Annotated in this window: 9 protein-coding genes; all 9 read left to right on the forward strand. The window is 40.4% G+C overall.

What is annotated here, in order from left to right; translation table 11 throughout:
- Nucleotides 1–200 precede the first annotated feature (200 nt).
- The coding region (locus tag AFK68_RS30865) for a polyketide synthase (RefSeq protein ID WP_143438466.1) at nucleotides 201–1,264 on the forward strand (1,064 nt) is incomplete at its 3' end.
- A gap of 20 nt (nucleotides 1,265–1,284) precedes the next feature.
- Nucleotides 1,285–2,525 (forward strand): type I polyketide synthase (locus AFK68_RS30870; protein ID WP_246844568.1); only part of this gene is annotated, 1,241 nt, incomplete at its 3' end.
- 3 nt (nucleotides 2,526–2,528) lie between these two features.
- Nucleotides 2,529–5,827 (forward strand): SDR family NAD(P)-dependent oxidoreductase (locus AFK68_RS42905; RefSeq protein WP_246844564.1); only part of this gene is annotated, 3,299 nt, incomplete at its 3' end.
- 115 nt (nucleotides 5,828–5,942) lie between these two features.
- The coding region (locus AFK68_RS47105; RefSeq protein ID WP_371357635.1) for an acyl carrier protein at nucleotides 5,943–6,193 on the forward strand (251 nt) is incomplete at its 3' end.
- A gap of 330 nt (nucleotides 6,194–6,523) precedes the next feature.
- The coding region (locus AFK68_RS42910) for a polyketide synthase (protein WP_246844565.1) at nucleotides 6,524–7,446 on the forward strand (923 nt) is incomplete at its 3' end.
- Between the two features lie 49 nt (nucleotides 7,447–7,495).
- The coding region (locus AFK68_RS42915; RefSeq protein ID WP_246844569.1) for a type I polyketide synthase at nucleotides 7,496–8,808 on the forward strand (1,313 nt) is incomplete at its 3' end.
- Between the two features lie 3 nt (nucleotides 8,809–8,811).
- Nucleotides 8,812–11,699 (forward strand): SDR family NAD(P)-dependent oxidoreductase (locus tag AFK68_RS42920; protein ID WP_246844566.1); only part of this gene is annotated, 2,888 nt, incomplete at its 3' end.
- A 15-nt stretch (nucleotides 11,700–11,714) separates the two neighbouring features.
- A partial coding sequence (locus AFK68_RS47110; RefSeq protein WP_371357636.1) for a beta-ketoacyl reductase occupies nucleotides 11,715–12,529 on the forward strand: 815 nt, incomplete at its 3' end.
- 421 nt (nucleotides 12,530–12,950) lie between these two features.
- The coding region (locus tag AFK68_RS30905; RefSeq protein ID WP_246844567.1) for a polyketide synthase at nucleotides 12,951–13,975 on the forward strand (1,025 nt) is incomplete at its 3' end.

Raw genomic sequence — 13,975 nt, forward strand, 5'->3', positions numbered from 1 at the left:
AGAAACCGAGAAACCGGGTTTGTATTTATATATTTCAAAATGCTGAACATTGACTCCAACAAACCCGGTTTCTTAACTCCAAACCATTCCTAGACGAGAAACCGAGAAACCGGGTTTGTATTTATATATTTCAAAATGCTGAACATTGACCCAAACAAACCCGGTTTCTACACTAAAATATATAAGTAAGAATAAAGATTATGAATCAACCAGAAGAACAAGAATATAATGATAATGAAATTGCTATCATAGGAATGTCTGGACGTTTTCCAGGAGCAAGAAACCTGGAGCAGTTTTGGGAGAATCTCAAGAATGGGGTTGAATCTATCTCATTATTATCAGATAAACAGTTGACAAAATCTGGTGTTCCATCCGAAATACTTAATAATCCCAACTATGTTAAAGTCGGTGCTACTGTTTCAGACATTGAAATGTTTGATGCTAACTTCTTTAACTACAGTCCAAGAGAAGCAGAAGAAATCGACCCGCAACAACGACTTTTTTTAGAGTGCGCCTGGGAAGCAATAGAAAGTAGTGGTTATAACCCAGAAAACTACGAAGGTTCAATCGGGGTTTATACTGGTGCTGGAGTGCTTACCTATTTAATGTATAACCTGGCAGACAAAGATTTTATTGTCTTAGATAGTCGCTACTTTGCCCAAATGGTTGCTAACGACAAAGATTACTTAGCAACCCGCACCGCTTACAAACTGAATCTGACCGGACCTGCCATAACTATTCAAACAGCTTGCTCAACATCATTAGTTGCCGTACATTTAGCGTGTCAAAGTTTGCTCAATGGAGAATGTGACATGGCTCTAGCAGGTGGTGTTTCGATCCAAGTTCCTCAAAATGTGGGATACTTATATCAGGAAGGAATGGTAGGTTCTGACGATGGTCATTGTCGAGCTTTTGATGCCAAAAGTTCGGGAACATTTTTGGCTAATGGTGTGGGAGTTGTGTTACTGAAACCACTGCAAGATGCGATAGCAGATGGAGATATTATTCATGCTGTGATTAAAGGTTCGGCAATTAATAATGATGGTTCTTTGAAACTGGGTTATACTGCTCCCAGTGTGAATGGTCAATCAGCAGTTATTTCTGAAGCTCAAGCTGTCGGTAATGTAAATCCAGAAACAATTACATACATAGAAGCTCATGGTACGGGGACAAAATTAGGAGATCCTATTGAGATTGAAGCTTTAAGCAAAGCCTTTTCAGAGCATACCGATAAAAAACAATTTTGCGCCATAGGTTCCCTAAANGGGTTATACTGCTCCCAGTGTGAATGGTCAATCAGCAGTTATTTCTGAAGCTCAAGCTGTCGGTAATGTAAATCCAGAAACAATTACATACATAGAAGCTCATGGTACGGGGACAAAATTAGGAGATCCTATTGAGATTGAAGCTTTAAGCAAAGCCTTTTCAGAGCATACCGATAAAAAACAATTTTGCGCCATAGGTTCCCTAAAAACCAATGTGGGACACATGAATACGGCAGCAGGTGTAGGAGCATTAATTAAAACTGTTTTGGCTCTCAAACATAATTTAATACCTCCCAGTCTAAACTACGAGGAACCTAATCCCCAGATTAATTTTAGCGCGACTCCATTTTACGTCAATAATACTTTGTCGGAATGGAAACGGAACGGCACTCCTCTACGAGCAGGAGTTAGTTCTTTTGGTATAGGTGGAACTAATTCTCACGTTGTCTTGGAAGAAGCACCCACTCTGGAGAAAGAAGAGGATGATTTGCCTCGTCCCGTTCATATATTAACTTTGTCAGCTAAGACTCCTACAGCTTTATCAGATTTAGTAGACAGTTATCATCATTATTTAAAGACTAATCCAGATTTGGATATAGGAGATGTTTGTTACACTGCTAATACCGGAAGAGGTCATTTTAACCACAGATTAGCAGTTGTTGCTCAAAACCAAACAGAATTAGTTGAAAAACTGGGAGAGTTCAAACCAGAAGAGCAAGCAGAGGGTATATCTACTGGAAAACTTTTAATCAATGCTACTGCTCCTAAAGTTGCCTTCTTATTCACAGGTCAAGGTTCCCAATATATAAATATGGGTAAGGAGTTATGCGAACAAGCACCAGTATTCCAAGCAGCACTTGATGAATGTGAGGAAATATTAGCAGAACTTGGTGTTGACTCCATCCTAGAAATTATCTATCCTGATGGAGAGACGTCACCTATAGACCAAACAGCTTATACCCAACCAGCTATATTTGCTATTGAATACGCCCTAGCTAAATTATGGGAATCTTGGGGAATAACACCAGATGTAGTCATGGGTCACAGTGTAGGTGAATATGTTGCAGCAACAGTAGCAGGAATATTTAGTCTAGAAGACGGATTAAAATTAATTACTGCCAGGGGAAGGTTAATGCAGCAGTTACCCCCAGGAGGAGAAATGGTAGCTGTAATGGCATCAGAATCAAAAGTGAAAAAGCTCCTCACACCTTATACAGATAAAGTAGCCATAGCAGCAATAAACGGACCAAAAAGTGTAGTNAAGTGAAAAAGCTCCTCACACCTTATACAGATAAAGTAGCCATAGCAGCAATAAACGGACCAAAAAGTGTAGTAATTTCAGGAGAAGCGACAGCAGTAGCAGAAATAGTCAAGACCTTAGAATCAGAAAAAATTAAAGCCAAAAAATTACAAGTATCTCACGCCTTCCATTCACCATTGATGGACCCAATGTTAGCAGAATGGGAAGCAGTAGCCAAAGAACTGAATTATAATCAACCGGAAATACCAGTAATATCTAACGTAACGGGAGGGGTGGCAGACGAAAGTATTACAACACCAAAATATTGGGTAGACCATGTACGTCAACCAGTAAGGTTTGCCCAAGGTATGGATGCCTTACAAAAACAGGGCGTAGAAATCTTCTTAGAAGTAGGACCGAAACCAATATTATTGGGAATGGGTCGTCGGTGTCTACCAGCAAATGCAGGTGTGTGGTTGCCATCATTACGTCCTGATGCAGCACAGTTTCCAGAGATGCTTTCTTCTCTGGGAGCATTGTATGTGCGGGGAGTCAAAGTAGACTGGGTAGAATTTGATGGAGAATACAGTCGTCAGAAAGTGGTATTACCTACTTACCCATTCCAACGCCAAAAATACTGGATAGAAAACTACTCGCGGGGGGCGACTACTGTTTCAGTCAGTAATAATGGTTTTATTGCTGATGACAGTACATCAAGTTCTTTATTGGGTAATAAGTTAGCTTTACCGTTTGCTAAACAGTTCCGCTTCCAGACTAAGTTAACTCCTGAGTTTCCTTCTTATGTGAAAGACCACAGGTATTATGGTCAAATAGTTGTAGCTGGTGCATCTCATATTGTTTTAGCTTTACTTGCTGGCAAAGAAGCACTAAATAGTGAGTCTTGTGTTGTCGATAATATTGAATTTTTGCAGATATTGGGAGCTGATGAAACTTCTAGTCGTACAGTGCAAGTGCTTTTAGAGCAAGAAAAAGAAACAGAATATACTTATCAGTTGATAAGTTGTGAAGCAGGAGAAGAAAACGACCCATCAACATCTTGGACGGTTCATTGTAAGGCAAAAGTGAGACCTGCTAAAAACTCAGAGTTACCGAAAGAAAATATTGATATTGCAGCAGTAAAACAACGATGTATTCAGTCTCTTTCTAGTGATGAATATTACTCAACTACACTGGAACCCACTAAAGGAGATTTTCACCTGGGACCAACATTCCAATGGACGGAAAAAGCTTGGATAGGTGGTAAAGAAGGGTTGGTAAAAATCAAATCTGGGGAAAACAATGAAGAGATGCAGGAATATTGGCCTCATCCTGGTATGGTTGATTCTGGAATTGTGCCAGTAGCTGTGTTGTCAATACTTCAGGAGTTTTCTCAGAATAGTGAAAATAATGGTAATGGTCAAAAACCTGTCACTGATGGTGAAATAGAAGTTCCCGCTTACGCATTTTCTGGAGCGAAGAGTTTTAAGTTTTTTGAGAATTTTGATATTGATGATGAATTGTGGTACTACACCAAAATTGACGAGTCAAGTTCTTTTGAGAAAGGAGAACTGCGCGGTGAGACTTACTTGCTAAATGGAGATGGTAAAGTAATCGCAGAATATATTGGCATTGACTTCCGGCAACTAAGTCGCAAGTTATTGTTGAGGAGTTTCGGTTTAGATTTCAGTCAGTGGTACTATCAAACAGAATGGCAACCTGCTACTTTGACTCCTGGTGAGACAGAGGAACCAGGAACTTACCTGCTATTTTGCCCTAATAGTGAGTTCAAGGGATGGAGCGATATAGCTGCCGCTAGGCTCTGCCAACGCCTAAATTCCCAATTATTAGAAAAAGGTCATCAGTGTATTGTTGTTTATCCAGGGGAAAGTTACAAGAATTTATCTTCTGAAGACAAAAAGCAGACAATTCAATTATCTCCAACAGAACCAGAACATTTCCAAAAGTTACTTGATGAGGTAAATGAATCAACAACAGAGGAGTTACCTTTGAAAGGTATTATTCACCTCTGGAGTTTAGATACTGATGCTGTAGACTTGGGTAAAACTGAAGAAATAATTTGTGGTAGTATCATCAACCTGTTGCAAGAGATGCGATCGCTAGAAAAATCACCTCCTGTTTGGTTAGTGACTCAAGGCGCTCAGGAAACAGATATACAAGAGGGTAAAGTTGTCACAAATTCTCAACCGCAACAAGCACTTTTATGGGGAATTGGCAAAGTCATAGGTATGGAGTATCCCCAGTTAGACTGTCGTTGTCTAGACCTAGACCCTAATGCTGAGGAACAAGAAACTTTAAAAATTTTATTGGATGAGGTCGCCAACCATCAAGCATCAACCAGCAGGGAAAGTGAAATCCGCTATCGTCAAGGAGAACGTCAAGCAGCGAGGTTAGTTCAACCCAGGTTAGATACAGATGATGTCAAATTAACTGTTGAGACCGAAGCAAGTTATTTGATTACTGGTGGTAATGGTGCTTTAGGATTGGAAGTTGCTCAGTTCCTCGTAGAAAAAGGCGTTAAGAGTATAGCTTTAGTTGGGCGTAGCGCACCGTCAGAAACTGCTAAAGAAAGTATTCAAGAATTAGAAGCAGCAGGAACTAAAGTTTCAGTATTCTTAGGAGATGTCTCTGTGGAAAAAGACATGGTAGATATTTTCCAAAAGATACAAGATACCTTACCTCCTCTGAAAGGTGTAATTCATGCTGCTGGAGTTGTAGATGACGGGTTCATCCAACAAATGAGTTGGGAACAGTTTACAAAAGTGACCGCTCCCAAAGTAGCAGGAACTTGGAATCTACATAAACTCACAAAAGATATACCATTAGATTTCTTTGTTTGCTTCTCCTCCATAGCATCTATCTTAGGTTCTCCCGGTCAAAGTAACTATGCAGCAGCTAACGCCTTTATGGATGCAGTTGCCCAATACCGTCGCAATTTGGGATTACCAGGATTGAGTATTAACTGGGGACCTTGGGCAAATATTGGTATCGCCGCTCGAATGGGGGCACAACAACAAAGTCGTCTACAAAGCCAAGGTTTGCAAGGAATTAAAACAGAGCAAGGGTTACAAGCTTTAGAAGAGGTATTAGCTACCCAGGAATCACAGATAGCAATATTTAATATAGACTGGCCACAATTATTGAGTCAATTGGGAGCAGCAACCCCAGCATTTCTATCGGAAATAGCAAGTCAGCATCCACTCAAGGGAGCAAACCAAGGGCCAAAACAACGGGAGTTGTTAGAACAAATGAAGGTAGCAAAAACTGACAAACGCCAAAGGTTAATTGTGGATTATTTGATTGGNCAATTATTGAGTCAATTGGGAGCAGCAACCCCAGCATTTCTATCGGAAATAGCAAGTCAGCATCCACTCAAGGGAGCAAACCAAGGGCCAAAACAACGGGAGTTGTTAGAACAAATGAAGGTAGCAAAAACTGACAAACGCCAAAGGTTAATTGTGGATTATTTGATTGGTGTTGTTGCTAAGGTATTGAGGCGGGGTAAAAATGATTTACCAGACCCAGAGGAAGGATTCTTTAATTTAGGAATGGATTCGCTGATGGCACTGGATTTTGGGCAAATGATTCAGACAGATTTAGGGATTACTTTGTCCTCAACTTCTACTTTTGAGTATCCAAATATTCAGACTTTAGCTGAATATCTAGAGGGNGGATTACTTTGTCCTCAACTTCTACTTTTGAGTATCCAAATATTCAGACTTTAGCTGAATATCTAGAGGGAATAATTCCGAAAATTGAGAAAAAAGAGGCTGAGTCTAAAACAGATGATACTGCCATTGATTCAGAAAATCTAATTAAAGAGATTAGTCAGCTTTCAGAAGACCAAATAAATGCAGCTCTTAATGAAGTTATGACTCAACTCGAACAGCTTATTTAGAGGACTCACAAAGTAGGGACGCCCTTATGCAACGTCCCTACCCCTTAAAAAAGACTTTTTCAGCAAACCCTACCTATCAGCTACCAAACTAAGGAATTAAACATGAACACTAGCTCCGAAACCACTCAACTCTCAAATCAGCAACGTCTTTTGTTCACTCTCAAAAAAGCAACTGCCAAACTCAATGAAATTGAAACAGCGAGTACCGAACCAATAGCAATTATTGGTACTGGTTGTCGTTTTCCAGGAGGTGCTGAAACTCCCGAATCTTACTGGGAATTTCTCAGGGAATCAAGAGATGGCAGAGTAGAAATTCCCAAAGAGCGCTGGAACAATGACCTCTACTACAACCCAGACCCAGAAGCACCAGGTCAAATATATGTTCGTCACGGTTATTTTCTCCAACAATCCGTAGACAAGTTTGACCCCGCCTTTTTTGGGATTTCTGGAGCAGAAGCAGAGAAGATAGACCCATCACAACGACTTCTGTTGGAGGTGACTTGGGAAGCATTAGAAAATGCAGGTATTTCACCCAGAAGTTTGAAAAATACGGAAACGGGAGTCTATATAGGTCAATGTTTTAATGATTACGCCTTGATTGGTCAAAATGCTTCACCTGGTAACTTGGGTGATTTTTATCTAGGTCTAGGTACGGCGATGAATATTTCGTCGGGTCGGATAGCTTATGTTTTTGGACTGCAAGGACCAACTTTTACCCTAGATACAACTTGTTCTTCCTCTTTAGTTACTTTGCATATAGCTTGTCAGAGTTTGCGGAGTGGAGAATCTAACCTTGCTTTAGCAGGTGGGGTAAATTTAATGCTTCATCCCACTGTGACTCATGGGTTCTGTAAAGGTCGAGCATTATCTCCTGATAGTCGTTGCAAGACTTTTGATGTCAGTGCTGATGGTTATGCAAGGGGAGAGGGTTGTGGGATAATTGTCCTCAAACGTCTTCGGGATGCTGTGGCAGATGGCGATCGCATTTTGGCTCTGGTGAAAGGTTCTGCGATTAACCATGATGGNAAACGTCTTCGGGATGCTGTGGCAGATGGCGATCGCATTTTGGCTCTGGTGAAAGGTTCTGCGATTAACCATGATGGTCCTAGTAGTGGACTGACAGTTCCCAATCAACAAGCTCAAAAGAAGGTACTCCGGGAAGCTCTGGTAAATGCTAAGGTAAGTCCCTCAGAGGTAGACTATGTTGAATGTCACGGTACGGGAACTTCTCTGGGAGACCCTCTGGAAGTCAAAGCTATTGATGAGGTTTATTGTGGAGAAAGAAGTAAGGAAGACCCTCTGATTATAGGTGCGGTGAAAAGTAATGTGGGCCATTTGGAAGCTGCTGCTGGGGTTGCAGGTTTAATGAAGATTATTTTAGCTCTGCAAAATCGGGAAATTCCCCCGAATCTTCACTTTAATCAACCTAACCCTCAGATTGATTGGAATCGAATTCCGGTAGAGGTAGCAACAAGTGTGATACCTTTGGAAAAACCAGATAAACCTCTGTTGGCAGGAATTAGTGGATTTGGCATGAGTGGTACTAATGCTCATGTGATTTTACAAGAAGCACCACAACAAGTTAAAAGTGAAAATGAGACAGAGCGATCGCTCCATTTATTAACTCTGTCAGCAAGAACTGAAAAAGCTTTGGAGGAATTGGTTGTTCGTTATCGAAATTATCTGGAAAAAGAAAATAATGAGGATGAATTAGCTGACATTTGCTATACAGCTAATACAGGACGGACTCATTTGAATCACAGATTAGCAATTATCGCAGCTAATCAAGCAGAGTTATTGGAGAAATTAAGCGCTGGTTTAACAGGGGAGGAAATCTTCTCAGGACAGGTATCTAGTAGTGCTTTACCAAAGGTAGGTTTCTTATTTACTGGTCAAGGTTCCCAATACGTTAATATGGGTCGGGAATTATATGATCAAGCACCAGTTTTCCGACAGGCGATCGACCAATGTGCTCAAATTTTCAGTGCAATTGTGGAGGAACAACCAGAATCAGAACAGGTTTCTTTGTTAGATGTTATATATACAGAAGATTCTGAGTCATCACCTCTAAACCAAACAGCTTATACCCAACCAGCTATATTTTCCATAGAATATGCTTTGGCTAAATTATGGCAATCCTGGGGTATTGAACCAGATGTAGTCATGGGTCATAGTGTAGGTGAATATGTTGCAGCAACAGTAGCAGGAATCTTTAGTTTAGAAGACGGATTAAAATTAATTACTGCCAGGGGACGGTTAATGCAGCAGCTACCCCCAGGAGGAGAAATGGTAGCTGTGATGGCATCAGAATCAAAAGTGAAAAAGCTCCTCACACCTTATACAGATAAAGTAGCCATAGCAGCAATAAACGGACCAAAAAGTGTAGTNAAGTGAAAAAGCTCCTCACACCTTATACAGATAAAGTAGCCATAGCAGCAATAAACGGACCAAAAAGTGTAGTAATTTCAGGAGAAGCGGAAGCAGTAGGAGAAATAGTCAAGAGCTTAGAATCAGAAAAAATTAAAGCCAAAAAATTACAGGTATCTCACGCCTTCCATTCCCCATTGATGGACCCAATGTTAGCAGAATGGGAAGCAGTAGCTGAGGAATTAACTTATAATCTACCAGAAATTCCAGTCATATCTAACGTTACGGGAAAGGTCGCAGACGAAAGTATCACAACAGCTAAATATTGGGTAGACCATGTACGTCAACCAGTCAGGTTTGCTCAAGGTATGGATGCTTTACAGAAAGAGGGTGTGGAAATCTTCTTAGAAGTAGGACCCAAACCAATATTGTTGGGAATGGGTCGTCGGTGTTTGCCAGCAGATGTAGGTGTTTGGTTGCCATCATTACGTCCAGATACAGCAGACTTTTCCCAGATTATTGCTTCTCTGGGAGAGTTATATGTGCGGGGAGTAAAGATAGACTGGGTAGGATTTGATCAACAATATAGTCGTCAGAAAGTTACCTTACCTACTTACCCATTCCAACGACAAAGATTCTGGGTACAGAACTATTCCCAGGGATCAAATTCTGTTTCAGTCAGTAATGATTTGCTGACAGAGGAGGGAACATCAAATTCTGTATTAGGTCATAAATTACCTTTACCCTTTGCCCAACAATTCCGTTTTCAGACTAAATTAACACCTGAGTTTCCTTCTTATCTGAAAGACCACAAATATTACAACAAAATAGTTGTACCTGGTACGTCTCATATTATTTCTGGTTTCCTTGCTGGTAAAGAAGCATTAAACACCGAGTCTTGCGTTGTGGATGATATTGAATTTTTACAGATATTGGGAACAGATGAAACTTCTAGTCGTACAGTGCAAGTGCTTCTAGAGCAAGAAAAAGAAACAGAATATACTTATCAGTTGATAAGTTGTGAAGCAGGAGAAGAATACGACCCATCAACAACTTGGACGGTTCATGCTAAGGCAAAAGTTCGCTCTGTGAAGAACTCAGAGTTACCAAAAGAAAATATTGATATTGCAGCAGTCAAAAACCGATGTACTCAGACTCTCTCCAGCGATGAATATTACTCAATTGCACTGAAACCTATGAAGGGAGATTTTTACCTAGGACCGACATTCCAATGGACGGAAAAAGCGTGGATAGGTGGTACAGAGGGGTTGGTAAAAATCAAATCAGCTCAAAATAATCAAGAAATGCAGAAATATTGGCCTCATCCTGGTATGGTTGATTGTGGACTGATGCCAGTAGCTTTGTTGTCAGTAGTTCGGGAGTTGTCTCAGAATACTGAGAATAATGGTAATGGTCAAACATCTCTCATTGATACTGAAATAGAAATTCCTGCTTATGTATTTTCTGGAGCTAAGAGTTTTAAGTTTTTTGAGAATTTTGATATTGATGATGAATTGTGGTACTACACCAAAATTGACGAGTCAAGTTCTTTTGAGAAGGAAGAATTTCTAGGTGATACTTACTTGCTGAATGGAAATGGGAAAGTATTAGCAGAATATAATGGTATAGATTTCCGTCAACTAAGTCGGAAGTTATTGTTGAGGACCTTTGGGTTAGATTTTAGTCAGTGGTACTATCAAATAGAATGGCAACCTGCTGCTTTGACTCCTAGTGAAACACAGGAACCAGGAACTTACCTACTATTTTGTCCTACAGGGGAATCAAATAGTAAGTCAAAACCATGGAGCGATAGTCTGAACTCCCAATTATTAGAACAAGGTCATCAGTGTATTGTTGTCTATCCAGGAGATAGTTACAAGAATTTATCTTCAGAAGCAAAACAACAAACGATTCAATTATCTCCAACAGACCCCGAACATTTCCAAAAGTTACTTGATGAGGTAAATGAATTAACAGAAGAATTGCCCTTGCAAGGTGTGATTCACCTCTGGAGTTTAGATACAGATGTAGCAGAGTTAGCAAAAGCAGAAGAGGTAATTTGTGGTAGTATTATCAACCTATTGCAAGGGATGCGATCGCTTGAACAATCACCTCCTCTGTGGTTAGTGACTCAAGGTGCTGCATTAGGATTTACTTCTCAGGAGTCAGAAGTCAGTAGTAATATTCAACCTCAACAAGCACTTTTATCGGGGTTAGGCAAATCCATAACTCTGGAGTATCCCCAGTTATACTGTCGTTGTTTAGACCTAGATCCTAATACTGAGGCATCAGAAAACTTAAAAGTTTTACTCGATGAGGTCGCCAACCATCAACCATCAACCAGTTGGGAAAATCAAATCCGCTATCGTCAAGGAGAACGTCAAGTAGCAAGACTAATTCAACCCAGGTTAGATACAGATGATGCCAAATTAACTATTGAGACCGAAGCAAGTTATTTAATTACTGGTGGTTTAGGCGCTCTAGGGTTAGAAGTGGCTCAGTTCCTAGTCAAACAAGGCGTTAAGAGTATAGTCTTATTAGGCCGCAAATCTCCTTCAGAAACTGCTCAGGAAAGTATTCAAGAGTTAGAAGCAGCAGGCGCTCAAGTTTCAGTATTATTGGGAGATGTGTCTGTGGAAAAAGATATGGTAGAGATTTTCCAACAGATACAAGATACCTTACCTCCTCTGAAAGGTGTAATTCATGCTGCTGGAGTTGTAGATGATGGATTTATCCAACAAATGAGTTGGGAACAGTTCACAAAAGTTACAGCTCCCAAAGTAGCAGGGACTTGGAATCTACATAAATTAACAAAAGATATACCATTAGATTTCTTTGTTTGTTTCTCCTCCCTAGTATCAATGTTAGGTTCTCCCGGTCAAAGTAACTATGCAGCAGCTAACGCCTTTATNATACCTTACCTCCGCTGAAAGGTGTAATTCATGCTGCTGGAGTTGTAGATGATGGATTTATCCAACAAATGAGTTGGGAACAGTTCACAAAAGTTACAGCTCCCAAAGTAGCAGGGACTTGGAATCTACATAAATTAACAAAAGATATACCATTAGATTTCTTTGTTTGTTTCTCCTCCCTAGTATCAATGTTAGGTTCTCCCGGTCAAAGTAACTATGCAGCAGCTAACGCCTTTATGGATGCAGTTGCCCAATACCGTCAGAATTTAGGATTACCAGGAGTGAGTATTAACTGGGGACCTTGGGCAAATATTGGCCTCGCTGCTCGCATGGGGGCACAACAACAAAGTCGTATAGAAAGCCAAGGTTTACAAGGAATTCAATCAGAGCAAGGGTTACAAGCTTTAGAAGAAGTATTAGCAACTCAGGAACCACAGATAGGAATATTTAATATTGACTGGTCACACTTGTTGAGTCAATTGGGAGCAGCAACTCCGCCATTTCTATCGGAAATAGCAAGTCAGCATCCACTCAAAGGAGCAAACCAGGGACCAAAACAACAGGAATTCATAGAAGAACTGAAGGTAGCAACAACTGAGCAACGCCAAAGTTCAATTGTGGATTATTTGCTTGGTATTGTTGCTAAAGTATTGAGATTGAGTAAAAGTGATTTACCAGACCCAGAAGAAGGATTCTTTAATTTGGGGATGGATTCCCTAATGGCACTGGATTTTGGCCGTATGATTCAGACAGATTTAGGGATTACTTTGTCCTCAACTTCTACTTTTGAGTATCCAAATATTCAGACTTTAGCTGAATATCTAGAGGGNGGATTACTTTGTCCTCAACTTCTACTTTTGAGTATCCAAATATTCAGACTTTAGCTGAATATCTAGAGGGAATAATTCCGAAAATTGAGCAGACGGAAACTGAGTCTGAGACAACTGATACTGCCATTGATTTAAAAAATCTAATTGCAGAGGTTAGTCAGCTTTCAGCAGACAACATGGATGAAGCTATTGATGATGCTCTGAATCAACTTTATCAGTCTATTTATGTTGGAAATTAAGAAAGTTCCAATCAGTTAACAGTTCTCCGTAATTAACTAGCTATCAGCTATCAGCATTTCAGCTAGCCTCCAAAAGAGGAACTTCGTTAACAGCTTTTTGACCTGCTGAGTGCTGAATGCTATTAAAAAAAAGGAGAGTAGGGGTTTGGTCTCCAAACCCTATATAGAGAAAGGGAGTTAGATGCTCCCACTAACTAAAACCTCAGATGTACCAAACAAGGAATTAAACATGGAAGCTAGCTCCCAAACCCAACTGTCAAATCAGCAACGTCTTTTTTTAGAACTACAAGAAGCAACTGCAAACGCTGAACTGTCAAATCAGCAACGTCTTTTATTAGCAGTCAAACACGCAACTGCTAGGTTAAATGAAATTGAAACAGCAAGTACCGAACCAATAGCAATTATTGGTACTGCTTGTCGTTTTCCAGGAGGTGCTGATACTCCCGAATCTTACTGGGAATTTCTCAGAGAATCAAGAGATGGCAGAGTAGAAATTCCCAAAGAGCGATGGAATAATGACCAATACTACAATCCAGATCCAGAAGCACCAGGCAAAATCTATGTTCGCCACGGTTATTTTCTCCAACAACCCGTAGACCAGTTTGACCCCGCCTTTTTTGGCATTTCTGGGGCAGAAGCAAATAAGATGGACCCATCACAACGACTTTTGTTGGAAGTGAGTTGGGAAGCATTAGAAAATGCAGGTATTTCACCCAGGAGTTTGAAAAATACGGAAACGGGAGTATATATAGGTCAATGCTTTAATGATTATGCCTTGATTGGCATCAATTCTCTCCCTAATAACTTGGCTGATTTTTATTTAGGTCTAGGTACGGGGATGAATATTTCGTCGGGTCGGATAGCTTATGTTTTTGGACTGCAAGGACCAACTTTGACCCTAGATACAACTTGTTCTTCCTCCTTGGTTACTTTGCATATAGCTTGTCAGGGTTTGCGGAATGGAGAGTCTAACTTGGCTCTAGTCGGTGGAGTAAATTTAATGCTTCATCCCACTGTGACTCATGGGTTCTGTAAAAGTAGAGGATTATCTCCTGATAGTCGTTGCAAGACTTTTGATGCTAGTGCTGATGGTTTTGCCAGGGGAGAGGGTTGTAGCATAATTGTCCTCAAACGTCTTCGGGATGCTGTGGCAGATGGCGATCGCATTTTGGCTCTGGTGAAAGGTTCTGCGATTAACCATGATGG

This window comes from Hydrocoleum sp. CS-953 (assembly GCF_002260545.1).
Lineage (GTDB): Bacteria > Cyanobacteriota > Cyanobacteriia > Cyanobacteriales > Microcoleaceae > Trichodesmium.